We start from the raw sequence: 25888 nt of genomic DNA on the forward strand, positions 1-25888 counted from the left end.
AACTACTCCATTTATAAGTTCTTATATTTGAAGTAGTTATTTTTTATTATTATATTATACCTATTTCCTTCAACAACCTAATACAATCCCTATAACCTGATATGTACAAATTATCATATAAACATGTTGCTTCACATGATTGTTTATCAATATAATCCCAGATGAATTCTTTATCATCTTCATCTAGAGAATTTATTATTTCCTTAAACTTTTCCTCACGTTTATTTAAGTAATTTTCTATTTCTTGATACTCTACATTAATTTTCTTAGAATTCCTATACGCTGATATTTGCATATGTGATACAAAATCACTGAAATGTTCTTCAAATTCTTCCATAAAATTATACCTCCTATTATTGAATTACTATCTTAAACAGGGTATAATAGATTTACCTCTATTCTAGGATAGTGGTTACTAGAAAGTGGTGTTTTGCTTGGTTGGAGCGTCACCACTTTTCTATTTTAGTTCATCTTTTAACTTCTTAATCCCCCGTCTAGCCGCTTCCATTTGATTAACATTTTCTTGTTCGCAGTATTTATCTAAAATATCCTTACTCTCATCATCTAGCCTGACAGCTATTCTATGACGTTTTGGATTATCAGTAGGACGACCCATTTTTTTATTAGCCACTTTTTCACCTCCTATATTTTTGGCTACCATAATATAACCTTACACTAATGGCTACCAAAAGTCAATCTTAATTTTTTTGTGCAAGTAAGTCAGAAAAAATGTTTTGTTACGACGTGTTTTTTGCAAAATAGTATATGTATATGTTTCGCCAGCTACTTGCTCGTCCTGAGCAAAAAGCTGGGTTCGGCGTCCTGCCTCACTACTTCACATATACATATACTATTTTGCTAGAAGTATCCCTTCAATATAATCACAAAACACTTTTTCTTCTAAGTTATCATAACTATTGGCTTGCTAAATCCCTTGCTTTTATCCCATCAAAAAGTTACAATTAATAGGGGTGATAAATAATGAAATATCTACAAGATTTTTTGTCATTGGGGAAAATGACAGTCTCTAATGTAATCCATAAAATTTTTTATATAGGAATGGTAATAGCTGCCTATAAATCCTATATGTTTGCAAAAGTGATTTATATGACATGTACATATGAAAAAATGGTTCGTCATATTGAAGGCAGGAATATGTATTCATACACTTCTAGGACTGTGAATAATGCACCGTTAGCGGTACTTGGATTCATAATATACTTTATTGTAATCCTAATCCTTTGGAAATTAATCTGTGAACTACTATTAAAATTCTTTACATATTTTGAATCACATAGCAAGGATTATTAGAATAAAAAAAGTCCATTTACACATATTAAATAATAATATTGATAATTAATCATACCTAAGGAAGATTTCATGAAAACAATTATACTTATTATTATTTTACAACTGCTATACGTTCCCCTACTTACTATGAGAACTATTTTTATGGTCAAAAACAATAGTTTTATAGCCTCAGCCTTTGGTTTCTTTGAAGCCGCTGTATATATCTTTGGTCTATCCCTAGTTATCAGCGGCAATCAAACTTTTTTAACCATGTTCATTTATGCCCTTAGTTTTGGCGTTGGAATATTCATCGGTAACCTAATAGAAAAGAAACTGGCAATCGGACATATCACCTACAATATAAGCCTAAAACACGAAAACCAACTATTCATTGACAAACTCCGAGAACAAGGATTCAGAGTCACCATCTTTGAAGGTATAGGAAAAGAATGCAAACGCTACAAATTAGAAATCCTCATAGACAGACATCTAGAAGACGAATTATGGAAATTAGTCAAAACCTATGAACCCGACTCCTTCATAACCTCCTACGAACCCCGAAAATTTAAAAGAAGACACAACCAACTCCTAAAATAGTGAATCACCATCTATTATCTCACCCACAATAACGCGGCACAAAAATAAAAAAAGTGTTATATGGTTCGTTTTACGCAGACCGTTCCTTGGAGTAAGGCAAGTAAAACGAACCATATAACACTACACTAACTTACGTTGTCCACAATCTATCTCTCTAAATAACTACCTCTAATTAATCCTATCAATTACATTCAAAACCACTTACCAACATCCTTCAATATATTAAAATTAGTCAAATCATAATGCAAAGGCGTAACAGTCACATAGCCATTATCCACATAATATGAATCCGTCTCCTCCACATGATTTACTACTCTCTCTCCCTCTAATTTATAAACCAGATTTTCTTGTTCTTTTCCAGTTTCCTTATAATAATGATGAAACTGCAACTTACCTATCTTACAAACCTTTATCCCTTTTATATCTTCATCTTTAATCGGCGGTACATTAACATTCAAAACTATATCCTCATGTAATTTATTACTTACTGCAACCTCTATCACTTTTTTAATATACTTAGCCGCATTTTCATACACATAATCTTCTGCACTAGACTCCGTTGAAACCGCTATAGCCGGTACACTACACAGCGTAGCTTCAACAGCAGCTGATACCGTCCCTGAATACAATATATCAGTTCCCAAGTTATATCCTATATTTATACCCGAAACAACCATATCAACTTTATCTTTAATAATCTGGTCTGTAGCAACACGAACACAATCCGCAGGTGTACCACTAACAGAATATGCTTTCGATTTTATATCAGGCAGTTCTACTTCTTTAACAATCAACGGTTTTGCTATTGTTATAGAATGGCTTGTAGCACTTCTCTGATCATCAGGTGCCACAATAATAATATCATGATATTTTTCCAATTCTTTGCACAGTGCATGAATCCCTTTTGCGTGAACTCCATCGTCATTAGTAATTAATAATCTCATATATTTCCTCCTTCTAACTTTGTTTATTACCTGTAATTATATTAAAATTTTAGCTAGTCCTAATTATATTATTAGGACTAGCCATATTATCTAATCATTTCTATCAATTAAATCTATCAACATATCAATATCCTCTTCAATCATTCTCAGACCGCCTCTAAAGAACTGAACATCAGTCAAGTCAATTCCAACACTCTGACCTATACCATAGATTGAATTTTTACCTGTTTCTCTAAGCAATGTATCATATTTTGACAAGAAACTGTCTCCTTCATTTTCATACATAGCATATAGCCCTTTTGCCAATAATAGTCCAAATGCATAAGGGAAGTTATAGTAGTTCCTGCTTGCATAATAATAATGAATTTTATTTACCCACATATAAGGATGATTAAACCTACTGTCCAAAGCATCACCATATGCTTTTTCCTGAGCATCAGCCATAAGGTCACATATTTGTTCAACTGATAATGTAGTATTATCACGTTTTTCAAATAACGCTTTTTCAAATATGAATCTGCTATAGATATCCATAATGATACCGACATATCTTATAACCTGATCATTAAGTATTTCAAATCGCTTCTTGTCATCCCAATTAGCTAAGGCAGATTTTATGATGATTGTTTCACAGAAAGTTGATGCTGTTTCAGCTATTGGCATAGTATAACTTCTATTCAATAACTCTTCGTCTTTCAAACAATGTCCATGATAACCATGTCCAAGTTCATGAGCAAGAGTAATAACATTAGTAAGAACACCATTGAAGTTTAGCAATACTCTACTCTCACCTATTGGAAGATTAGAACAGAATGCTCCCCCTCTTTTACCAGCTCTAGGCTCTACATCAATCCAGTTCTTATCAAATGCCATTTGTGCAAAATCAGCAAGATTAGGATTAAAGGATTTAAAATTGTCATATACAATATGTTTAGCTTCCTCATATGCAACCTTGGAAATCTCATCTCCTAATGGTGCAAATAATTCATACCATGGAAGTCCGTTATCATATCCTAGAACCTCAGCTTTTTTCTTAAGATATTTACGGACTAGAGGTAATCCTTCTTCTATAGCTTTTAATAAAGCATCCAATATTTTACTATCCATCCTAGAATAAAAGAGTGTCATATCTAGTGGTGATGAAAAACCTCTAAGCTCTGTTTGTGTAATAGCCTCACCTTTGATACCATTTAGACACGCTGACATAGGAAGTGTAATCTTCTTGTATGCTTCCAACTCACTTTCATAAGCACGTTTACGTACATTTTTATCTTGTGAATAAGCCATATTCCTTACAGTACTGATAGGTTTTATTTCTTCCTCCAGACCATATTTAGCTGGGAGTTTAACTTGTAGCGTAGATAGTAACTGTTGATGCAGCTTAGTCCAAGACGTGGAACCTGTATTCTTCATTTTTGCTATAATGCTCTCTGTATCACTATCCAAGCTATGTTTATTTATTTCTACCATTTCTTGCAATATGTATCCATGTTCTTGTAGATATGGTGATGAAGATATCACCTTATCAAATTCATCAATTTCACTTATATAATCACCAAACATAACTTCTAATTGTGTATAATCAGGATATAATGCTTCTATTATATTAAGTTTCTCCAATGCTATCTGGTTAGTTGTATCTGTAGCAGATTGCAAACGTGCATATGCAGCATATCTATCCATCTTATAATCTATTGATGTCATTTGTTTAAGTATATATGTTATTTTATCAGTATCATTCAGTTTATTGTCAGTTAATTCTTCATTAAACCATTTTTTTAATGATTGTATCTCATTTCTTACATCTTGTAGATCCTTATCCATCTTAGGATCATCAAAAGATGCATATAGAGATGTCAAATCCCAATGTGTACTCATTATTTGACTCCTTTCACCTTATATTATCTTTTATATCTTCATTATAGATTAAATAAAACAATTTATCTATAGATAATTGTTATTATTAATATATATTTATTTATTAAGGTCATTTCTTTTTTCCATAATTAAAAATTCCATTTCCCCTTTTTGCCCTTTTCTTTTAAAGGTCATCTTTTTTACGAATCCTAATTTTTCATATAATTTAATTGCTCTTTTGTTAAAATCAGCTACTGTAAGCCTAAAATTCTCTGATGTTAATTTGGATTGTGCGTATTCTAATTGCTTAACCATAAAATCATACCCTATTCCTTTACCACACAAATCAGGTCTTATACCCAATCCTACATCCAGAAAATTAGTCTTTTCATAAGCGCCATATTCGTTTCCTGCGGGTACTTGTGCTGCTTTACCAAAACAATAGAATCCAATGATATCATCTTTCTCATCTAATACTGTATAGTAAGAACCATTTAATAATTCATCCATATATTCATTGCTTCCATCTCCACTGTAGATATTATATGGTTGTTCATAAGTCCAGTTAGATATAAGCTCAGCATATTTACGATTCATATCATACACATAATACTTCATTTTTTTATCCCCCTCATACGATATTTTTTATAATCTGTCTTAGAATATCTTACCATTTAAATGTATTTGCTTCAATAAAAACCCAAGTTTGGATTTCTACTATTTCTTTAATTTGGTATTAAAAAAGACTATCAATTATGATAGCCCTCTTTGTTCTTATTCATATGCTTCTCTTTTTAAAATTCCTACAAAAGGTAGATTCCTATATTTTTCATTGAAATCAATACCGTATCCTACTACAAATTCATCTGGTATGTCAAAACCTTTATATTTTACATCAATATGTGCCTTTCTTCTATCTGGCTTATCTAATAAAGTACAGATATCTATGCTTTTGGCACCTCTTGATTTTAGATTTTCAGTTAAATAACTTAATGTAAGTCCTGTATCAATTATATCCTCTACTACTAAAACATGTCTGCCTTCAATATCTTCATCTAAATCTTTTAATATCTTAACAACTCCGGAGCTTTCTGTAGAACTTCCGTAACTGGATATAGCCATAAAATCTAATGCTATAGGGATGTTAATCTTTCTAATCAAATCTGCAACAAATACATTTGCTCCCTTTAATACACCTATTACAACTAAGTTCTTTCCAGCGAAATCCTTAGTAATTTTATCAGCAAGTTCAGTAACTTTCTTTTCCAAATTTTCTTCTGATACAAGTACTTCCTTCACATCGTTTAACATGATATTTCCTCTCTTTCTCAATCTAGGTCAATGATATTATAACATCTATCAAGTAAAATGTGAACATATTTTTTGATTTTAATTCTAATGTTCGATATTATTATTTATCAACTTTTTCTATTTCAAAACATAACTATATTTGATATACTGTAAGAAAAAAGGAGGTATATATCATGGAAAAAGCTAATGCTCTTGAAATAATTAATTTCGCTATATCTATAGAAGAAGAAGGAATAAAATTCTACAATGAATATAGTAAGTTAGCCAAAGGAGAAATCAAGGATTTATTACTAAAACTAGCTTCTGATGAAGAAAGTCATGCAGATGAATTTCGTAAAATGCTAGATAAAGTAAGTGCTGACAATTATTATTTTTCTGAAGAAGTTGATGAATATTTCCGTTCTTATGCTAACCATATTGCTTTTAATCGCAGAAACCAAAAATTGACAAGCATAAAAGAAGTTCTTGAAGTAGCTATAGAAACTGAAAAAATCACTACAGAATTTTATCAAGGACTTATACCTAAGACATCAGATGAAAAAGTAGTAAATATATTAAAAACTCTCGTTGAAGAAGAAACTAAACATCGTGTTGTTTTAGAAGATTATCTTAAAAAAACTGATGAACCTAATTAAGTTCATCAGTTTTTTTCTTTTATTTATTTGCCTTGTCCATATTTATATTTTGCAAATTCTGCCATTGCCTTGATATTTTCTTCTGACAAAGGCACAAAATCTTTTCCAGTTGATTTTATCAACTGATATATCTGTGCAGTCACTTCTAAAACATTTGCAACTTTGAAAGCTGCTTCCATACTTTCACCTACGCATACCGCTCCATGAGATTGAAGCAAACAAGCATTCGCTTCTTTTCCTAAGGCTTTTATACATTCTTCTGCAAGTTCTTTAGTACCAGGTAACGCATAATTAGCAGTTTTAACTGGAGCTCCTAATGCTTGTGCCGCTTCATCAATCAACAATGGTATACCTTCTCCCATACAAGAAAATACAGTTGAATATATAGGATGGGTATGTACAACAGCTTTTACTTCTGGTCTATTTCTGTAAACGCTAAGATGTAATTCTGTCTCGATTGTTGGTTTTCTATGTCCTTCAACAATCTCACCATCCAGATTGCACACAACAACATCATCTGTAGTACAATTACAATAATCCATTCCACTTGGTGTCAAATATACAAGTCCTGTTTCTTCATCTTTAGCACTTATATTCCCCCATGTTTCAATTGTAAATCCTGAATCAATTAATTTTTTTCCTGATTCGATAATTAGTTTTTTATAGTCCATTTCTTTCATCCTTTCACCTATCATTTTTGATTGTTCATTTATATTAACAAGTTATTTTGTTAACAATGCTATATTAATCTTGAATACCTATCTACTATACCGTTTTCTTCTACTTCAACATGATACTCTTCTAGATCAATAGATTTTTTAATAATCTCTCTCATCTCTTTTAGAGATATTTCTTTTTTAAAATGCTTAATTTGAACGACAATATTGCCAAGAGATGTACTTTCTTTACTACAAGCAATAATTTTTTTTCCAGTTCTTTTTGCAGTCAATTCATTTACTACAATATTTTTTGAGCCGCCACCAACAATAAATATCTCTTTGAACTCTTTCCCTATTACTTTTTCAAGACTATTTATTGTTTGAGCGTAACAACAAGCCATTGATTCCTGAACTGCTTTTATTACAATACTCCAATCAAATTTACCTTTATGCTGATTCGTCTCTACCAAATAATTATGTATCTCATTACCCATATGCTCTGGATTAAAAAATCTGATATTATTAATATTAATAAGTGGCACTTCCCCTTGGTACATATCCGCAATATTATTTATTTCTTCCCATGAATTATCTCTTTTTGTAATTTCATCATATTCTTTTTTTATTCTCTGAATAATGAACATTCCTGCACTATTCTTTAATATGGTTATCTTATTGAATGCACCTAATTCATTGGTCAAATTACTTTCCAACACTTCTTTTGTAACTACAGGTTCATCTAATTCTGCACCTATCAATGACCAAGTACCTGAACTTATGAATGCAAAATTATCATCCATTGACGGTATTGCAACAACTGCAGAAGCAGTATCATGGGAAGGTACAAGAATAACTGGAATATCATAATCAATACCTAATTCATCTTTTATTGAAGGAAGTAGATTATCTATAGTATCACCATGTACACCTATTTCACTAAACAACTCTTTTGGGATACCAAATTTGTTACATATTTCTAAGCTGATATCTTTTGTAATAGAACTTAACAATTGTGTTGTACTTAACTCGCTAGGTTCATTTATCATTACTCCTGTCAACATATAATTAAGAATATCGGGTATCATAAGCAGTTTATCTGCTTTCTCAAAAATATCAGGCATTTTTTCCTTTATTCCATTGAGCATGAACACGGAATTAATTTTGTCACATAGTATACCAGTGTCATAAAACATTTTATCTTTTTCATCTTTTGAAAGATTGTTCAATGATTTTTCACCGATTGTATTTCTATAACTTAATGGATTACTTAGCATATTTTTGTCTTTATCGTATAATGCAAAATCCACACCCCAGGTACAAACGCCAATAGAATCAATTTTATCCACTTTCCCCAGCACTTCTTTCAGACTTTTTATAAAAAAATCGAATATCTTATACAAATCCCAGTAATAATAATCTTGTACTTTGGTCATACCATTAGATTCTTGTGCAATAACTTCCGTTGTAATTTTATTACCATCGTACTTACCAAGAACAACTCTGTAAGAAGAATTACCACAATCTAACGAAATAATATTTTTGATAGTATTCATATTAACCTCCCTTGTATTTTTTATGTTATAAGATTTTAAAATGAAAATCATAATCTTTGAACATATGACTAATACACTGTAGATCACTTGTGGTTAATGACTTCATATCACCCATCTCGTATTTTCTTCCTAAGCCTTCATACTTTGGCATTCCCAGTCTGTGATAGGGTAAGAAAACAACTTCTCTAATATTATCTAATGTCTGGATGAAATCTAAAAATTGTTTTATTGAATCAGTATCATCATTGCATCCCGGAATATAAGGATATCTTACAGATAATTTGCCTTTATAATTATTTGATAGCCATATTAGATTATCTATGATAAGCTTATTATCTTTACCTGTTAATTCCTTATGTTTCTCACTATTCATATGTTTGATATCATAGAAAATGTAATCAGAATAATCACATATTTCTTTCATATTCTTGTTATCTATATATCCACAAGTTTCTACTAAAGTGGTGATATTATATTCTTTTAATTTTTTACTACACTCTTTTATGAATCTGCTATAGAATAATGGTTCTCCTCCGCTAAAAGTAATACCACCACCTGACATCTTATAGTACTCTATATCTTTTAGAACTTCTTTGATTAATTCATCAACACTCATATCCATACCAACTACACATCTTGCATTATTCACACAATAATCAACGCATCTTTCACAGTAATTGCATAGACTAGCATTAGTTATGAAACCAAACTCTTCTCTTAAATCTATAGCTTTTTGATTACATATTTCTATGCATCTGCCACAATTAGTACATGGAGCTTTTTTGAACAAAATTTCTCTTCTAAATTCTTGTGATTCAGGATTAGCACACCATTTGCACCTTAACTCACAACCTTTTAGAAAGACTACTGTCCTAATACCTTCACCATCTTCTGTTGCAAATCTTTCAATATTAAAAACTCTTGCGGTCTCCATATATTTCAGCTCCATAACTCAACATTATATTTCTAATTCCGTTCTATTAATAACATCTAACTGGACTTCCGGTACTAATGTAGTAAATAATGCACTATAACCAGATACCCTTACCATCAGATCATTATAATTTTGTGGATTTTTCATGGCTTCTTTATATATCTCACCATCAACAACATTAAATTGAATCTGCTGACCATAGTTATTAAATAATACTTTAACCATATCAATAATTCGCTTTCTATTTTCTTTGGTAGCAAGTGCTGGTTTAATAAGTCTCATATTGAATATTGCACCTTTTTGGAACCATATACTAGGCAATTTAGCTATTGAATTACATGTTGCTGTTGCTCCATTTTTTTCTGTACCATTAGCAGGAGATATACCATTATTCACTGGTTCTCCACTTTTTCTTCCATCAGGAGTTGCTCCTATACACCTTCCAAAAGCAATATTTCCAGTAACAGGGCTCTGACTATACGAGTAACAGCATGGTATAGGTCCTTTTCCATATTTAGAACTTTTGTAATCATGTCTATATGAAGAACCTATGAAATCTTCCAATTTCACTACCCAACCATCAACGATATCATTATCATTACCAAATTTTGGAGCTTTATTTTTTAATATTAATCTAATTTCTTCTCCTTTTGGTGTAGTATCATTGTCTTCAAAATTAGTTTCTAGTGCATATAATAACTGTTCAATGGTTATAATTTTTTTATCAAAAACAACGGTATCAATAGCAGCTAATGCATTACCTGCACTAATAGTTCCTGCTGTAGGTCCTCCATCGGCTGAATACAAGGAACCACCTTCAACAAGATCTAAGCCTCTTCCGATACAATCTTCAACTAGCGAAGCCCTAAAAGCGTTAATATCATTAAGAACGTGAATCTCATCGTTGATATGTTCAGTAATTACTTGAAGGTCCATAAAAAACTTAAGCAATTGTTTATATTCATTAAATATTTCCTCTGTAGATTCACATTTTCTAATGTCCTTGGTTGTTTTCTTAAACAGCATTCCTGTTTTTGGATCAACACCATTGTTCAATGTTATTTCTAATATTTTTTCAACATTCAACCAAGGTCCTTTTGCAGCAAAATCCCATTTGCCAGGTATTGAAGCTTCAATACAACCATCTGGAGACCAATCTACCAAGTCTTCTTTTGCTATACCCATATTTTCTAATGTCCTCATAAATGCCTTATCATTGTAAAATGCCGGCTGGCCTCCTTGATGTACCATAACAGCTTCCAAAGCTTTTAGCATGAATTCGTCACTGGTCTTATCAAACCATTTCACTGAGATAGAAGGTGTAAATAATTTCACATCTTGACATGCCTCAATACATAGATATGAAACATCGTTTACTGCATCTTTGCCATCTACTGTCTGACCTCCAATAGCTAAATTAATGAACATTTGATATCCTAGGAAAAATTCTGAGTCAGGCCATGAACGAAGTTTATTGAGCTCATTACATTTAATAAAAAATGCTTCAATAATCTCTAATCCTTGTTCTCTTGTCAATATACCTTTTTCTATATCATTTCTATAAAACGGATAAACATATTGGTCGAATCTGCCTAGTGAAATAGCATGACCATTTGATTCTAGATGCACTGCCAATAATATTAAATAAATACTTTGAACTGCTTCATGAAAAGTTTTTGCTGGATTTAATGGAACATTTCTACATATGTTTGCTAAGTCTAATAATTCTTTTTTTCGATTTTCGTCTTCTATCTCATTGGCTTTTATCTCACATTGATACGCAATTCGATTAGAAAAATTAACTACTGCTTGATTTCCTTTTAAAGCACCTTCCAAAAACCACTTTTTCTTTACATTGCCAGGTTCTTTCAAATCAAGTTCTGATATCCTTTTCTCTATCCTTGTAATAACATCTTTTAGACCTTTTTTCAAAACCAAATTATAATCTACTATGACATTACCTAATCCTGCCGCCGATACCCAAGTATCATCAATTATACCTGCATCCCAAGCTTCATTTATCTCTGTAGAAAGAGTTTTCCTGAAATTCTCATATAATGATTTACCTTTCCAATAATCAATACATGCTAGAATCTCTTGTTTTGTTTTCTCATCATAATAGAATTTGTCTCCAGGTCTTTCATCAAAATAATATGGATTACCATCAAACTCTTCTATCAACCATTCATATGAATATTCAGGATAGATTGGTGATGATTTGGGACATTTGGCTTGATTACCTACAATTATTTCATCATCTGATATAACAATTGACATTTTATCCAATACCTCATAGAATCCTTCTGCTCTTCTTATGGCAATAGGTAATCCTTCAGATTGTTTCATAGATTCAGTAAAAATAACGCATCTTTCGGAACAAATCTTTGGCTGAGTCTCAAATAATCTTTTTCTTAATTTTGTTATTCTATCATTCATATCTATCAGCACCTTAATATGTATTTTGCGTTAATGTAACTTGTTACAATTATTATTATATGCTTATTTATATATATTGTCAACACTTTAATGTTTATTATTCCATATTATTTCACTACTCCCCAGTTATTTTATGCATTCAGACTAATGATATGCTGGAGGATTCTGTTTTAAATGTAATTATTAGCAATAATTCATAATTAGCCAAATTGACTTGCATTATCACTATTTTTATAGTAAACTTGTTACATAATAAGAAATTAAATAGGGATGATGATTAAATTGAGTAGTAGTGAAAAAAAATATTTTGGTATTAGAGATATAGCAAAGATAGCAGGTGTTTCAACAGCCACCGTTTCAAGGGTTATCAATTCATCTGATTCAACATCTGAAGCGGTTAGAAAAAAAGTTATGGCTGTTATTGAAGAATATAATTATGTTCCAAACCAGATGGCAAAAAATTTATTTTCCAAGACTTCGAATTCAATAGCCATATTTGTTTATGATATGGAAAATCCATTTTTTACATCTTTAGTAAAGAAACTTAATAATATTGCTTTCAAAAACAAATATACTCTATTAATCTGTGATACGGAGAATAACATTGACAAAGAACGGGAGTATCTGAATTATTGTAAAAGCATACGTACTTCAGGAATAATACTTACTGAAGGAGTTAATTATAATCTTTATTCATCTGACAGCCAGACTATTGCCTGTTTGGATAGATCAGCAGATACCAAATTCTCAACTGTACGTTCAGATAACATGAAGGGGATTAGGATGTTAATTGATTATCTATATAATCTTAACCATAGAAAAATTGCTTTTGCTGGTGCTATGGATGAATTTCAGACAGCAAAAGAACGTAAAGACAGCTATATTAAGTCTTTAGAGTCTCATGATATACATATTAATGAAGATTATATCTTTACTGGTCACTTCAATTATGAAACTGGAGTTAAAGCACTTAATTATTTTTGGTCACTTAATGAGAAACCAACCGCGATTGTATGTGCTAACGACCAGATAGCAAAAGGACTTATTATGGAAGCCTATAAACTTAATATTTCTGTTCCAGATGATTTATCAGTTGTAGGTTTTGACGGGATTGTTTCACCATATTTCTATCCAAGAATTACAACCATTGAACAAAACATAAAAAAAATAGCTAAATCATTATTCAAAGCTATAACTTCAAAAACACATACTCCAGTTCATGATATAATTGATGTTTCAATTGTGATTGGGGAATCTTGTAAGAAAATTGATTTAGAATAAAATAGACTCTGTTTAGCTAAACTTCACTTACAGCTAAACAGAGTCTATTTACATTAATCTTATTCTCCTCTGCACACTCTTGCAGTCTCTACCATTGCTAAATACCCTTCAATTGGTACATAGCTTGGAATTGAGTTTCCAGAACCTAGAGCAAATCCTTTATGGTCTACAGAATAATTTATGACGTTTTTAACATACTCTCTTATTTCTTGTTCACTACAGCGGCATAAGACATCTGTATCTACTCCGCCAAAATTACCAATTATATCTCCATATTTCTCTACCCAAACAGAGAATGGAGCTATCTGGTCTTCATTAGAATGTTTAGCATTGATTTTTGCTACATTAATAAGGTCATCCATAACGTCAAAGATTTGTCCACATGAATGTAGTAGAAAAGGTTTATTATAAGAATGAACTGCTGCAATTATCTTTTGATATTGAGGTATTATATTATTTCTGATATCATCTGCAGATATTAAAGTTTGACTTTTGAATCCTAAATCATCACCAAATCTACATACAGCATAAATATCTCCAAACTCTTTCAAAAATCTTTCCCATATGGCAAACATAGTCTTACCAACTGTACTAAACAAGTCCTTATAGAGTTCAGGGTCATCAATTGAGATATAACATAATTCAGTATATCCTACTAGGTCTTGAACACATTCAAAAACTCCGTTACCTGGTCCCCCTATTGCTTTCATACCTTGTGGCATTTCTTCTCTTAATAACTTAAAATCATCTGAAAAAGCATCAAAAAATAGATCTGGTATCTCTGCCCAAGGATATTTATTAAAATCTTCTCTTGTCTTAATAACACCAGGCTGGTGGTTTCCTAATGCACCACTACCAGGCATTATCTGTCCTATACATCTTTCCATGGATACTGTATCATATCCCATTTCTTTGAAGAAATTTGTATAGTTTCTCATATATTCTCTTTTATCGGCTATATTTCCATTTAATAATTCAACAAATTCTTTATTAAGAATCTTTTCCATTCTTTCATCTGAAATAATATGCTCATACAATGGCATTCTTGCAGGCTTAACATTATTTGCTGCATTCAAGATATTATTATAATCTGGAACGAATTTACTCATATTGATTACCTCCTATTTTAATCTATAGTTCCTAATTATAGATTAACTCAACAGGCGATTAAAATATATCTACTTTTTGCTTAATTCTTTGCAGTTTTTGCTTTTTTTATCTTACTAGGTGAATATCCTCTTATCCGTTTATATACACGATTGAAACTAGATACATTATTATACCCTACTTCATAAGCGATTTGAGATATATTCATATCTTTTGAAATCAAAAGCTTCTCTGCCTCACATACCCTAACAAAATCAATGTACTCTTTATAATTCCTCCCAGTAGCTTTTTTGAAGAATCGAGAGAAATGATAATAGCTTTTATTAACCATAGATGCGGCTTCTTCCAAAGTTATATTCTCTTTGTAATGGAGTTCAATATATTTCAGCAAAGGATTGATTTCTATCAATTCATTTTCTTTGATAGTTGGTTGGAATAATCTTATATTATCATTTCTTATCAATATAGCAATCATTTGATAAATATATCCCTTTATAAAGATCTCATATCCCATTTTTTTATTAATGAACTCATTATATGCCCCCATAAATAAATCAATTAGTTCATCTGTACTTTGAAATACTCTTGGAGAATCATCTTTATATTTATTCGCGCTCTGTAAAAAGGTAATTATATATTTGGATTCATAAATATTCGATATGTTGCTTATCATTTCAGGTAAGAACTTTACAACTAATATTTTAGTCTTATCCTCCGCAGCACACCATGTACCATGAATATCCCCATTGTTTAATAGAATAATATCATTAACATTAACTTTTAAAACCCTATCATTTATCTGTTGCAATGCTGTACCTTGAATCATGTATAATATTTCAATACAATCATGCCAATGAGGCTTAACAATAATATTTGATTTTTCATTGTCTTGGATAAATATTTCTACTGGAAAAGGTAATTCTGGTGAAATCAAGTTTTCTTTGTAAGGTTTCATGATATGATTCTCCTCAAACAATATAAATGATATTTTTAAAACTTTTCATCTTCCTTTTAAGATTGTTTATAATAATATGATACATTATGCCAGCTAATCTGAAAAGGGGCTGTTGCACTAAATAATTAGTGCACAGCTCCATTTTTGTCCATTTTAAAAAATCTTGGGCTACAAAAAGTCCAAGATTTAGTGTAAAATTTAATTATGACTAGTAAAAAAATCTTACATAAAAATTATACAACGAATGGGACATTATATCAATTAAAACTCCCATTAAATATTGAATACGTAATACCAGAAGACGATTCGGTTAGGTTGCTAAGTCATTTTGTGGAGGAATTGGATTTATCAGATTTATATGAGACTTATTCTCGGATACGAGAAAATCAGGCGACACCAACTCAACTTCTAAAACTTGTGATTTATGGCTATATGAATAACATTTATTCCTCTAGACCATTGGAGCGTGCCTGCCAAAGAGATATAAATTTTATGTTTCTTTTGGAAGGTAAAAGTGCTCCAGATCACACTACACTTTCAAGATTTAAAACCTTACATTTTGCCCAGTTAGCAAATCAATTATGGCTAAAGTGACAGATTTCTTATATGACCTTGGTGAAATTTCAGGTGAAGCTATTTTTATTGATGGAACCAAACTTGAAGCCAATGCCAACAAATATACTTTTGTATGGAAAAAGGCAGTCAAAAGGCATATGGCTAGAAAACTACAACAAGCAGCCGACTTTGTTGCTACTTGTGAAGAACTCTTTGGTATCAATCTCATCTACTCAAATGAAGTGAGAATCAAACACTTGAAACAGCTTAGAAAGAAGCTGTATGTGATAAAAAAGATTGAGAAGATTGAGTTTGTTCATGGTCCTGGTAGACGAAAGACACCATTGCAAAAAGCCATAGAGGAAGTTGAACACTATCTTGATAAAATCAAAGAGTATACAAAAAAACTATATATCTCAGGTAGCAGAAATAGCTATTCAAAAACGGATCAAGATGCAACTTTTATGAGAATGAAAGAAGATGCCATGAAAAATGGGCAATTAAAACCTGCGTATAATCTACAACATGGTGTAGATGCGGAATATATTACATGGGTAACAGTAGGTCCTCAGCCTACAGATACAACAACATTGAAGCCTTTCCTTAAAGAAATGGAAGAACATCTAAATTTTAAATATAAAAAAATAGTGGCTGATGCAGGATATGAAAGCGAAGAAAATTATGGATTTATAGAGAAAAATGGACAGATAGCTTTTATAAAACCTGCAAACTACGAAATATCAAAGAAGCGAAAATACAAAAATGATATTAGCCGTGTAGAAAATATGGATTATGAAAAGGATACAGATACCTATATTTGTAAGAATGGCAAACGCCTAGAAGTAACAGGTACAATTAACAGAAAAAGTAGAACAGGATACCAGATGGTAAAGACCCAGTATCAATGCGAAGATTGCAAAGATTGTAATTATAAAGCCCAGTGCATTAAAGGACGCAACTGTAAAACACCGTTAGAAGAAAGAACCAAACGCTTAGAGATTTCTAAAGAATTCATGAAATATCGAAAAGAGGATTTGGTACGGATAGTTAGTGATGAAGGTATTGAGTTGCGGATAAATAGAAGTATTCAAGCAGAAGGCTCCTTTGCACAAATCAAACAGGATATGGGATTCAGAAGATATTTAACCCGTGGTACACAGAATGTTTTAGCTGAGAGTATCTTTCTCGCCTTAGGAAATAACATGAATAAACTACATCGAAAAATACAAAATGGTCGCCTAGGGAAATATCTACATTCAGTCAAGAAAAGTGCATAGTTTTTAGTATTTAAATTTTACAGAATCAATATATTTTATACGTTTATTGGAACGTCTATTAAATTACCCCATTTTTGAAAATTAGTATTAGATATGCTGTCAAAGAAGTTAATCAATGCACAAAAAAAGGCTTGCATTAGCCAATTTTATTGGCTAATGCAACAGCCCCATTATTATTAATCTAAATCCGCCGTTGATATTCTATCCTCAAAATAGATGAAGAGTTGCTCCATGATTTTAGGCCATTCACGTGGCTTTCCTTTCCACTTAGCTGTGATATCCATCATTGCTAAGTAAAGGGATTTAAACAAGGAATCATCTGTTGGAAAGATTGATTTTGTCTTGGTTACTTTTCGTAACTGCCTATTGAAATTTTCGATCGCATTTGTCGTATAGATTATCTTTCTGAGTTCTAGTGGATACTTGAAATACGTGGACAATGATGGCCAGTTGTTTCTCCAAGAGCTGATGGAACTGGAATATTTCTTACCCCATTTATCTTCTAATGCATCTAACTGTTGTAAGGCAATATCTTCTGTAGAAGCTTGATAAACAAGCTTTAAATCCTTCATATAAGATTTGATATCCTTGTAGGAAATAAACCTTGTTGAATAGCGAATCTGGTGTACAATACATCTTTGTATTTCCGTTTGGGGATAGACTGCATGAATAGCATCACCGAATCCACTTAACCCATCGACAGACATAATAAGAATATCTTTTACACCTCGATTCTTAATTTCGTTAAGTACACCTAACCAGTATTTAGCACTTTCATTACCACCAATCCACATCCCTAGAACCTCTTTTTTGCCATCTAACTTGATACCGATAGCGATATAAACAGCCTTCTTGACAATGGCGTTATTTTCTCGAACATTGTAGTGAATCGCATCCATAAATACGATGGCATATTTTTCAGTAAGAGGTCTGTTTTGCCATTCTTTAGCTATTGGTAGCACTTTATTAGTCATTCTAGAAATCATTTCCGCAGATGCATCAACACCGTAAACAGATTTAAGATGAGTTGATATATCTCTCGTAGTCATGCCTTTGGCATACATAGATAAGACTTGATCTTCAATGTTTGAGACATCCCTTTGGTACTTCTTTACGACTTGAGGTTCAAACTCTCCGTTTCGATCTCTAGGAATATCGAGTTCAATATTTCCTGAAGATGAACGAACAGTTTTCTTACTATAGCCATTCCGACTATTATTGGTTTCCTTTTCGTGGTAGTCATACTTACTGTAACCTAGTTCATCTTCAAGTTCTCCTTCAAGCAGACCTTGAATCATATCCCCAAGTAAGTCTTTGACCGTATCATGTGCATCCTGGGCTGTTTTAGGTTGGTACTCTGCAATAAGTTGTTTGATTAATGCTTCTCGTTCTGGTGATCGTTTTTTTCTTGCCATAAAAAATCCTCCTAGATTATATTTATTTTATCATTAATCTAGAAGGATTGCTATTTACACAAAATTATTTACAGACTCACTATTATATAGAATAGGGTCTATCAAATCTTTTTTCATATGCTTTATTGTCTTTTAGAAATTTGTTCCACATCTTGTTAGTTAATCCTAGATTTGTTAATACCTTAAAGAAAATTAGTTTTAATCCTTTTATCTTATAAGGTTGCTTTATTTTAGTTATCAGTCTTTTATCAAATGTATTGGTCTCATCATATATCTTGCCAAACTTCTGCAATCGCTTAAATAATTTATATGTAAATATTTTAGGTAACATATAAATTGCTGCTGCTTCAGGTTTGATTAACGTACCTAGATAGATCATATTTAATTCCTCTGACATAGATTCAAAATATCTCTCAATATATTCTCCTTGAAATCCTTCAGAAAATCCAAACTGAAGTATAAAACCAATTTTTTTAGGATTATTAGTATCATTTACATGTAAATGTTCAATAAATTTCATCACTATCCCTGGCATACCATGAATGTATAATGGTAATGCTATTATGACTGTATCATATTTCATAACCTGATTAGACAATATCTTATAATCCTCTTCAATAATTCGTTTTACAACTACATCACTATGTATTTTCTTAGTAAAATTCTCAATGAATATTTCTGTATTGCCATTCTTACCCTTAGGTGATCCGTTAATAATTATAGTTTTCATTTTGTTGCCCCCCAAGTATTAATATCCTTAACCATGATGTTTTTAGAACGATATTGAGTGAATGTCCTTATAATATAATCTTCAAGGATTTGTTTACCATTTTTCATGGAAAAATTACCTTCATAGTAAAATTCTATATCGGGATATTTATTATATCTAGCTAGGTGGTTAGACCCTTCTTTAGATATTTCTATATAAGGTAGATAATGGCATATTAATCTATCTATTATCGTCTTCATCTTACCGCTTATGAAACCTTTTTTTATTTGAGAAAAGATTATAACCTTATCTGCTTCAAGATATTTTCTATGAAATTGATCTAAATCTCTAAAAATACACTTTCCAGGAGTTTTAACCAACAACTCCAACATCCTGTACAATCTTTTGGATTAAACGTATCCAAATTCAACTCATAACTAGAGTCTAATTTAATATTGCTACATTCTCTTATTACTACTGTTTTCATATTTCACCTCGTCTTTATTAATAAATTAATTATAAAATGTTAAGGCTACTCCATACAAATACCATTTTTAACTAAATTAGTATTATAAAAAAATTAGTATTGAGTCATCTCCATACTAATTTTAATCTCTTTCAAAAACCATAATTCTTGAATTAACTTTATCTCCTTCAATGAAAAACCCATTTATATTCTCCCCTTCTAAAAGTATGGTTTCATCATAGATTTTATTTTGTTTATAATTATTCCCCTCAATGATATCTGATATTGTAATACTATCAAACAACTTTCTTCTAGCACAATCCAACCTTGTCAACATATTAAAGGATTTAAAATATAGATATAAACCTATAATACTACTTCTGTCTTTTAAAATTGGAATTATATATTCATATATATTATATTCCCATCTAAAACCGTTAACAAATGAAGCATAAAAGTCTATACCTATATCCACAGATTTCTTCTTAAATGGCAAATCAAAAAGCTCACTACAAACATAGATAATATTGGCATTAGGAAACTTAGACTCTATCGATGTTTTAGCAATTTTAAGTTTATTAAAATCATCATCAATTAACATCATTAATTTTATATTCTGCGTTCGTTCTAGTAAATTTATCTCCAATAATCCTAAACCTGATTTCATGAAACAAAGTATTTTATCAGATAAATTCTTTTCAATAAGTATCTGCACAATCTCTTTGGTAGAGCTCATCATAAAATCAATATATGATTGGGGTAAATCATTAATAGTTGTATCTATTGGATTATTATACTTAATAAACGGTTCAATAATATTATCATCATCATGTTTTGTTATAATAATACCTTCTCTGATAGAAATAGAATAACCACAATCACATACACTTAATCCTTCATAAATAGAATTATTTTTTAACACACCTTTACTTATTTCAATGGGTTTACCACACTTAGGGCAGCATATATATTCTAAATTTTTAAATGCTACCCCCTTTTGTTTCAGGTTTATATTTTGTTTTTCATCTATTGTTTTAATTTCATCATCAAGTGCTTGGATAATCCTATTCAAATCATTTATTTCTAATTCTATTGACTCTCTTTTCTGTAACAATATATCTTTTATATAATTACTCTTCGTCACTGTTTTTATTTTGTTTAATTGCTTGATTAAAGTAATTTTCTTAATCTCTTGTAATGTAAATCTCATTTTTTTTAAATATAATAACTCATCCAATTCTTTTTGTTGTTCTTTACCGAAATAATAGTATCTTCCCTTACGAAATGGATGAATTAGATTTAGTCCTATATAATATCTAATTGTGTCTATACTTTGATTATTTAATTTTGCAAACATACCTATTCTCATCAAATATACCTCTATTTCTCTAGAAATACTTAATTAAGACAATTCCATTTAAAACCATTCTAATCATATCATACTTTAACATTATTTTTCAATTGTAAGCATATTTTGTGGTAGTTTGACGATGTTTACACCTAAAATAAAAAAGCACCAATTTGGTAAAATATCATAATAATCTTATCCAAACTTATAGGTGCTTTTTTATAAAATATGTATTAAATTAAATCCAACTTAGAATAATCTATACTTCCATCTTCATTCACAATATTTTCATCTGCATTAATATTTTCAATCTTTCCTATAAACATTTCATGTGAACCTGTCATTATTGAATCAACAACAGTACATTCAATATTTACTGGACAATCTACTAATATAGGTGCATTAACTTTGCTAGCATCAGCTGTTTTTATATTCATCTTAGCTAATTTATCTTCGTCTCTTGCACTTACGCTACCTAAATAATCAAATTCTTTTTGATAATCTTTTGTTGGTAAGTTTACAACAAAACATTTAGTATCTTTTACCATTTGGTATGAGTGTCTTGATGGAACGATTCCAACCATAACCATTGGTGGATCATAGCTGCAGTTACCACAATAACCAACAGCAAGAGCATTATCCTTACCATCTTTATCTCTACAAGATACTAATACCTTAGGTGCAGGTTGTAAACTGGATTTTGTTACGAATTGTTTTTTGTTCATATTATAATAACTCCTTTTCTAATTAAAATGAGTAAATATTATTTTACTTTAACTATAATGTTACTCCTTAAGATATTTATTGTCAATTTGTATTTTATCCATAATTTCTCATATTATATAAGCTAGATTTATTCAAATAGGTAGATATCCATTTAACTTCGTTATATTAGTTAAAATTTTATTATATTTTTCAGTAGATTTACTAGTTAAATAATACCAATTAATAATTGATATTGGATGTCATTATTTAAATTGTACTAATTTGATAATTGAAATAATTGCAGGAAATAAAATTTTTTATTTACTTTTATAGTTTATCATTGTATAATTTTTTATAGAAGAAAAATGACTATGTTGCATTTTTATAGTGAAGCATCATATGTCACAAGCAATAAAGTCAGCTACGTTTATATAAATAATTTAACATAAATCAAGGAGGTACATATGAAAAACATAATTAAAATTGGTATTGTTGGATACGGAAACCTAGGAAGAGGCGTTGAATTTGCAATTAAGCAGAATCCTGATATGCAATTGGCTGCTATCTTTACAAGAAGAGACCCAAAAACTTTAGTAGTTGCTGATAACAGTGTAAAAGTATTATCTATTGCTGATGCAGAGCAATATAAAGATGATATTGACGTATTAATTCTCTGTGGTGGTTCAGCTACAGATCTTCCTGTACAAGGTCCTCAGTTTGCAAAAATGTTCAATACAGTTGATAGTTTCGACACTCACGCTAAGATTCCTGAATACTTTGAAGCAGTTGACGAAGCAGCAAAATCAAATAATAATCTAAGTATTATTTCAGTTGGATGGGACCCAGGTTTATTCTCAATGAATAGATTATTATCCCAATGTGTTCTACCTGAAGGTAATGATTATACTTTCTGGGGTCGTGGTGTAAGCCAAGGTCATTCTGATGCAATCAGAAGAATAGAAGGTGTACAAGGTGCAGTTCAATACACTATTCCTATTGACAGCGCTTTAGAAAAAGTTAGATCTGGTGAGAATCCTGAACTTACTACTCGTGAAAAACACATTAGAGATTGTTATGTTGTAGCAAAAGAAGGTGCAGACAAAGCTAAGATAGAAAATGAGATTAAAACAATGCCTAACTATTTCTCTGATTACGATACTAATGTTACTTTCATCAGTGAAGAGGAATTGAAAGCTAACCATTCAGAAATGCCTCATGGTGGATTTGTAATCCGCAGTGGTAAAACTGGAGAAGATAACAAACATAATCAAATCATTGAATTCTCATTAAAATTAGATAGTAATCCTGAACTTACTGGAAGCGTTTTAGTTGCTTATGCACGTGCTATCCATAGATTGAGTAACGAAGGGGCTACTGGAGCAAAAACTGTTTTTGATATTCCACTAGCTTACTTATCACCTAAATCTGGTGAAGAATTAAGAAAGCAATTGCTATAATTCTATAGAATATAGAAGAGGTACTTGTTTCAATAAAAGTATAATAATGTCTAATTGAGTAGGGGGTCATTCATTAATTGAATGACCGACCTCTCACACCACCAAGCATACCGTTCGGTACTTGGCGGTTCAATAAGAATTAACATACTTGTGCATATATTTCAGTTAAAGACACTAATCCTGATTTCTTTAGCTTTGCATTAGTTATGGTTTTTGATAAGATTGGGCTATGGGCTGTTCGCCAATAACCTTTTCTTGTATTTGCAAACTCCCATGCTTTTCCTTCATCAATACCTAGTTTTCTAAGATTCTTATACTTGGTTTTGATTTTCTTCCATTGTTTCCAATAGCACATGCGAAGTCTACTTCTTAACCATTCGTCCAATTGTCGCATTTTATCTTTCATTTTTGCCAGTTTAAAATAGTTAATCCAACCTACTATCACTTGTTTAATTTTTATATAGGTTGCTTTTATATTTCCTATTCTACTTCTGCCTGTCAGATACTTTATTTTCTCCTTCAACTTTCGTATTGACTTTTCATGTACTCTAAAATCCACTCCACCTTTTACGCAGTAGAATGAATAGCCTAAAAATTTCAGTTTCCATGGTCTACCAACTTTACTTTTTTCTTGATTCACTTTCAACTTGAGTCTTCCTTCAATAAACTTTGTGATACTTGCCATGACACGATGTGCTGCTTTCAAACTTTTCACATAAATATTACAGTCATCTGCATATCTTACGAATCGCAAACCTCTTGTTTCTAATTCCACATCTAACTCATTTAGCATGATATTACTCAATAATGGCGATAAATTTCCGCCCTGAGGCACACCTTTTGGTGGTTTACTGATGACACCATCTTTCATAACACCTGCTTGTAGATATTTCCTTATCAAACTTATAACTCTAACATCCTTGACTTGTTTATAGATTAATCCTATTAACTTATCATGGTTAACTGTGTCAAAATATGCCTCTAAATCTAAATCTATTGCATATCTATAACCATCATTAATATATGTTTTACATTGTTTCAAAGCATCATGACAGCCTCTATTAGGTCTAAATCCATAGCTATATTCTGAAAATATTTCTTCAAATATTGGACTTAACACTTGGGCTATTGCTTGTTGGATAACTCGGTCTACTACTGTTGGTATGCCTAATTGCCTTTTCTTCCCATTGTCTTTTGGTATTTCTACCCTTCTAACAGGTTGGGGAATATACTTCCCCTCTAGTATCGATTCCTTCAAGTCAGCACCATGTTCTTGTAAATAAGTTAGAAGTTCATCTACTGTTAATTTATCAATTCCATGGCTTCCTTTATTTTTCTTGACTCTTTTAAAGGCTTCGTTCATGTTGTCTTTGTCAAGAATTCTTTCTAATAACGCACTAGTATATACATTTTCGTCGTTTTGCTTCCTATCAGACGTCAGTGAAATACTATGCACTTTCTCTTTACCATCCAGTTCCACTTTACTCTCTAGAGAATAGTCTTCTTTATGAAGTTGTCTGCTTTTAACGTATTTCTCTGTTTCTTTCAATTCTTCAAAACCTCCTATCGTTCGGTCCTTCCTAGTCATTCTATAGCATGACTTAGTACTATGACCTCTGCTGACTTCTGATAGTTCAGCCATACATCACTGTATGGGTTGTTATTTCAACATTCATTTCCACAACTTATCTATCAGATCTCCCCAGGTAAGAGCGCAATCTTCCTCTCCATCTATCTGCCACATTTACATCTTTTGTTTTTGAGTAGTTATTGGACTTCGACTTGTTAAGCAGTCTTATCCACAAAAGATGCCTTTTATGTGATTTCTGTTCGTCAGACCAGAGATTTGCCCTCAGACTTCCTTCAGATTCGCAATCACTCACGACACCCTTGTCTTAGGCTATGCACTTTCCACTACTAGGACATGCTAGGGACTTTAACCCTTAAGATTGCGCCCATGCTGGGCGCACTTATAGAAATGCTGTAATCTTTATTAATAGATTACAGTATTTTTTTGGTGTGCCCAGCATGGGCACAATCTTAAGGGTTAGAGTCCCTAACGCGACCTAGTAGTGGTAAGCGTATAGCCAATGACAAGGGTGTCCTTGGTGACAAGGAATCTGAAGGAAGTCGGAGGGCAAATCTCTGGTCTGACGAACAGAAATCATATCAGGCAGTTGCTATGGATAAGGCTGCCAAACAAGTCAAAGTCCAATAACTACTCGGAAATAGTAACTGTATATATGGCAGATATATGGAGAGGAAGATTGTGTACTTACCTGGGGAGATCTTACGGACATAACACAAACGATATAACATTCGTAGTTATGGTTGAAACAAGATTTACCGTAAGAAGTCAGCAGAAATCATAGTACTTTAACAGTTGCAAATGTTAGA

The 25888-nt window shown here is 31.4% G+C and carries 23 protein-coding genes and 1 pseudogene; 6 read left to right on the forward strand and 18 right to left on the reverse strand.

Annotation, left to right across the window (positions count from 1 at the left end):
* Nucleotides 1–49: 49 nt before the first annotated feature.
* Both HYG85_RS02760 and HYG85_RS02765 read right to left on the reverse strand, forming a co-directional pair.
* The gene (locus HYG85_RS02760; RefSeq protein WP_212692184.1) at nt 50–337 is read right to left on the reverse strand and encodes a hypothetical protein; all 288 of its coding nucleotides are present in this window, start codon (nt 335–337) and stop codon (nt 50–52) included.
* Between the two features lie 120 nt (nt 338–457).
* The gene (locus HYG85_RS02765) at nt 458–631 is read right to left on the reverse strand and encodes a ribbon-helix-helix domain-containing protein (protein WP_193774666.1); all 174 of its coding nucleotides are present in this window, start codon (nt 629–631) and stop codon (nt 458–460) included.
* Nucleotides 632–981: 350 nt separating this feature from the next.
* On the opposite strand from HYG85_RS02765, the gene HYG85_RS02770 reads away from it, so the two are divergent.
* Together HYG85_RS02770 and HYG85_RS02775 are read left to right on the forward strand one after the other, a co-directional pair.
* Entirely contained in the window at nt 982–1311 is a 330-nt protein-coding gene (locus tag HYG85_RS02770) for a hypothetical protein (protein WP_212692185.1), read from the forward strand.
* A gap of 69 nt (nt 1312–1380) precedes the next feature.
* Entirely contained in the window at nt 1381–1887 is a 507-nt protein-coding gene (locus tag HYG85_RS02775) for a DUF5698 domain-containing protein (RefSeq protein ID WP_212692186.1), read from the forward strand.
* A 191-nt stretch (nt 1888–2078) separates the two neighbouring features.
* Here the strand turns inward: HYG85_RS02775 and surE are convergent, their stop codons facing one another.
* The 4 genes from surE to hpt form a co-directional block, all read right to left on the reverse strand.
* Nucleotides 2079–2831 carry a 5'/3'-nucleotidase SurE gene (gene surE / locus HYG85_RS02780; RefSeq protein WP_212692187.1) on the reverse strand — a complete coding sequence of 251 codons (753 nt, stop codon included), beginning with the start codon at nt 2829–2831 and terminating at the stop codon, nt 2079–2081.
* A gap of 90 nt (nt 2832–2921) precedes the next feature.
* Nucleotides 2922–4709 (reverse strand): M3 family oligoendopeptidase, encoded by a 1788-nt coding sequence (locus HYG85_RS02785; RefSeq protein WP_212692188.1) that lies wholly within the window; start codon nt 4707–4709, stop codon nt 2922–2924.
* A 96-nt stretch (nt 4710–4805) separates the two neighbouring features.
* Nucleotides 4806–5306, reverse strand: coding sequence for a GNAT family N-acetyltransferase (locus HYG85_RS02790; protein ID WP_212692189.1), 501 nt, complete (start codon nt 5304–5306; stop codon nt 4806–4808).
* Between the two features lie 156 nt (nt 5307–5462).
* Nucleotides 5463–5999: a hypoxanthine phosphoribosyltransferase gene (hpt, locus tag HYG85_RS02795; protein ID WP_113671568.1), complete on the reverse strand. Its 537-nt coding sequence runs from the start codon at nt 5997–5999 to the stop codon at nt 5463–5465.
* 173 nt (nt 6000–6172) lie between these two features.
* Here hpt and HYG85_RS02800 point away from each other — a divergent pair, with 173 nt between their 5' ends.
* On the forward strand, nt 6173–6634 hold the full coding sequence (locus tag HYG85_RS02800; protein WP_212692190.1) for a ferritin family protein: 462 nt from the start codon (nt 6173–6175) through the stop codon (nt 6632–6634).
* 23 nt (nt 6635–6657) lie between these two features.
* Here the strand turns inward: HYG85_RS02800 and HYG85_RS02805 are convergent, their stop codons facing one another.
* The 4 genes from HYG85_RS02805 to HYG85_RS02820 all read right to left on the reverse strand — a co-directional run bounded on the left by HYG85_RS02805 (nt 6658) and on the right by HYG85_RS02820 (nt 12216).
* Nucleotides 6658–7305: a class II aldolase/adducin family protein gene (locus HYG85_RS02805; protein WP_212692191.1), complete on the reverse strand. Its 648-nt coding sequence runs from the start codon at nt 7303–7305 to the stop codon at nt 6658–6660.
* 68 nt (nt 7306–7373) lie between these two features.
* On the reverse strand, nt 7374–8846 hold the full coding sequence (locus tag HYG85_RS02810) for a rhamnulokinase (RefSeq protein WP_212692192.1): 1473 nt from the start codon (nt 8844–8846) through the stop codon (nt 7374–7376).
* 25 nt (nt 8847–8871) lie between these two features.
* Nucleotides 8872–9780: a glycyl-radical enzyme activating protein gene (locus tag HYG85_RS02815; RefSeq protein WP_212692193.1), complete on the reverse strand. Its 909-nt coding sequence runs from the start codon at nt 9778–9780 to the stop codon at nt 8872–8874.
* Between the two features lie 24 nt (nt 9781–9804).
* Complete coding sequence (locus HYG85_RS02820) at nt 9805–12216, reverse strand: glycyl radical protein (RefSeq protein WP_212692194.1); 2412 nt, start codon at nt 12214–12216, stop codon at nt 9805–9807.
* A gap of 282 nt (nt 12217–12498) precedes the next feature.
* On the opposite strand from HYG85_RS02820, the gene HYG85_RS02825 reads away from it, so the two are divergent.
* Nucleotides 12499–13497, forward strand: coding sequence for a LacI family DNA-binding transcriptional regulator (locus HYG85_RS02825; RefSeq protein ID WP_212692195.1), 999 nt, complete (start codon nt 12499–12501; stop codon nt 13495–13497).
* A 59-nt stretch (nt 13498–13556) separates the two neighbouring features.
* Here HYG85_RS02825 and HYG85_RS02830 read toward each other — a convergent pair whose 3' ends face one another.
* Both HYG85_RS02830 and HYG85_RS02835 read right to left on the reverse strand, forming a co-directional pair.
* The gene (locus tag HYG85_RS02830) at nt 13557–14606 is read right to left on the reverse strand and encodes a uroporphyrinogen decarboxylase family protein (RefSeq protein WP_212692196.1); all 1050 of its coding nucleotides are present in this window, start codon (nt 14604–14606) and stop codon (nt 13557–13559) included.
* Nucleotides 14607–14686: 80 nt separating this feature from the next.
* Nucleotides 14687–15559 carry an AraC family transcriptional regulator gene (locus tag HYG85_RS02835; RefSeq protein WP_113671579.1) on the reverse strand — a complete coding sequence of 291 codons (873 nt, stop codon included), beginning with the start codon at nt 15557–15559 and terminating at the stop codon, nt 14687–14689.
* A 204-nt stretch (nt 15560–15763) separates the two neighbouring features.
* On the opposite strand from HYG85_RS02835, the pseudogene HYG85_RS02840 reads away from it, so the two are divergent.
* A pseudogene (locus tag HYG85_RS02840) lies at nt 15764–17391 on the forward strand (IS1182 family transposase).
* Nucleotides 17392–17567: 176 nt separating this feature from the next.
* On the opposite strand, the gene HYG85_RS02845 reads toward HYG85_RS02840, so the two are convergent.
* From HYG85_RS02845 to HYG85_RS02865, 5 genes are all read right to left on the reverse strand, one after another.
* Nucleotides 17568–18806, reverse strand: coding sequence for an IS256 family transposase (locus HYG85_RS02845; RefSeq protein ID WP_212692197.1), 1239 nt, complete (start codon nt 18804–18806; stop codon nt 17568–17570).
* Between the two features lie 82 nt (nt 18807–18888).
* On the reverse strand, nt 18889–19536 hold the full coding sequence (locus HYG85_RS02850) for an NAD(P)H-dependent oxidoreductase (protein ID WP_212692198.1): 648 nt from the start codon (nt 19534–19536) through the stop codon (nt 18889–18891).
* The gene (locus HYG85_RS02855) at nt 19533–19898 is read right to left on the reverse strand and encodes a flavodoxin family protein (protein WP_212692199.1); all 366 of its coding nucleotides are present in this window, start codon (nt 19896–19898) and stop codon (nt 19533–19535) included. The genes HYG85_RS02850 and HYG85_RS02855 overlap by 4 nt, the downstream gene beginning before the upstream one ends.
* A gap of 225 nt (nt 19899–20123) precedes the next feature.
* Nucleotides 20124–21350 carry a MerR family transcriptional regulator gene (locus HYG85_RS02860; RefSeq protein ID WP_212692200.1) on the reverse strand — a complete coding sequence of 409 codons (1227 nt, stop codon included), beginning with the start codon at nt 21348–21350 and terminating at the stop codon, nt 20124–20126.
* Between the two features lie 212 nt (nt 21351–21562).
* Nucleotides 21563–22054 (reverse strand): flavin reductase family protein, encoded by a 492-nt coding sequence (locus HYG85_RS02865; protein WP_212692201.1) that lies wholly within the window; start codon nt 22052–22054, stop codon nt 21563–21565.
* Between the two features lie 444 nt (nt 22055–22498).
* On the opposite strand from HYG85_RS02865, the gene HYG85_RS02870 reads away from it, so the two are divergent.
* Complete coding sequence (locus HYG85_RS02870) at nt 22499–23491, forward strand: diaminopimelate dehydrogenase (RefSeq protein WP_212692202.1); 993 nt, start codon at nt 22499–22501, stop codon at nt 23489–23491.
* Between the two features lie 139 nt (nt 23492–23630).
* On the opposite strand, the gene ltrA is transcribed toward HYG85_RS02870, so the two are convergent.
* Nucleotides 23631–25133, reverse strand: coding sequence for a group II intron reverse transcriptase/maturase (ltrA, locus tag HYG85_RS02875; RefSeq protein WP_244971266.1), 1503 nt, complete (start codon nt 25131–25133; stop codon nt 23631–23633).
* Between the last annotated feature and the right edge of the window lie 755 nt (nt 25134–25888).

Origin of the sequence: Vallitalea guaymasensis (genome assembly GCF_018141425.1) — a bacterium.
GTDB classification, from domain to species: domain Bacteria; phylum Bacillota; class Clostridia; order Lachnospirales; family Vallitaleaceae; genus Vallitalea; species Vallitalea guaymasensis.

Bases quoted from the DNA above. Each gene is read 5' to 3' on its own strand.
- HYG85_RS02760 (WP_212692184.1), bottom strand. From the start codon at position 337: ATGGAAGAATTTGAAGAACATTTCAGTGATTTTGTATCACATATGCAA.
- HYG85_RS02770 (WP_212692185.1), top strand. From the start codon at position 982: ATGAAATATCTACAAGATTTTTTGTCATTGGGGAAAATGACAGTCTCT.
- HYG85_RS02775 (WP_212692186.1), top strand. From the start codon at position 1,381: ATGAAAACAATTATACTTATTATTATTTTACAACTGCTATACGTTCCC.
- surE (WP_212692187.1), bottom strand. From the start codon at position 2,831: ATGAGATTATTAATTACTAATGACGATGGAGTTCACGCAAAAGGGATT.
- HYG85_RS02785 (WP_212692188.1), bottom strand. From the start codon at position 4,709: ATGAGTACACATTGGGATTTGACATCTCTATATGCATCTTTTGATGAT.
- HYG85_RS02790 (WP_212692189.1), bottom strand. From the start codon at position 5,306: ATGAAGTATTATGTGTATGATATGAATCGTAAATATGCTGAGCTTATA.
- hpt (WP_113671568.1), bottom strand. From the start codon at position 5,999: ATGTTAAACGATGTGAAGGAAGTACTTGTATCAGAAGAAAATTTGGAA.
- HYG85_RS02800 (WP_212692190.1), top strand. From the start codon at position 6,173: ATGGAAAAAGCTAATGCTCTTGAAATAATTAATTTCGCTATATCTATA.
- HYG85_RS02805 (WP_212692191.1), bottom strand. From the start codon at position 7,305: ATGGACTATAAAAAACTAATTATCGAATCAGGAAAAAAATTAATTGAT.
- HYG85_RS02810 (WP_212692192.1), bottom strand. From the start codon at position 8,846: ATGAATACTATCAAAAATATTATTTCGTTAGATTGTGGTAATTCTTCT.
- HYG85_RS02815 (WP_212692193.1), bottom strand. From the start codon at position 9,780: ATGGAGACCGCAAGAGTTTTTAATATTGAAAGATTTGCAACAGAAGAT.
- HYG85_RS02820 (WP_212692194.1), bottom strand. From the start codon at position 12,216: ATGAATGATAGAATAACAAAATTAAGAAAAAGATTATTTGAGACTCAG.
- HYG85_RS02830 (WP_212692196.1), bottom strand. From the start codon at position 14,606: ATGAGTAAATTCGTTCCAGATTATAATAATATCTTGAATGCAGCAAAT.
- HYG85_RS02835 (WP_113671579.1), bottom strand. From the start codon at position 15,559: ATGAAACCTTACAAAGAAAACTTGATTTCACCAGAATTACCTTTTCCA.
- HYG85_RS02845 (WP_212692197.1), bottom strand. From the start codon at position 18,806: ATGGCAAGAAAAAAACGATCACCAGAACGAGAAGCATTAATCAAACAA.
- HYG85_RS02850 (WP_212692198.1), bottom strand. From the start codon at position 19,536: ATGAAAACTATAATTATTAACGGATCACCTAAGGGTAAGAATGGCAAT.
- HYG85_RS02860 (WP_212692200.1), bottom strand. From the start codon at position 21,350: ATGAGAATAGGTATGTTTGCAAAATTAAATAATCAAAGTATAGACACA.
- HYG85_RS02865 (WP_212692201.1), bottom strand. From the start codon at position 22,054: ATGAACAAAAAACAATTCGTAACAAAATCCAGTTTACAACCTGCACCT.
- HYG85_RS02870 (WP_212692202.1), top strand. From the start codon at position 22,499: ATGAAAAACATAATTAAAATTGGTATTGTTGGATACGGAAACCTAGGA.
- ltrA (WP_244971266.1), bottom strand. From the start codon at position 25,133: ATGGCTGAACTATCAGAAGTCAGCAGAGGTCATAGTACTAAGTCATGC.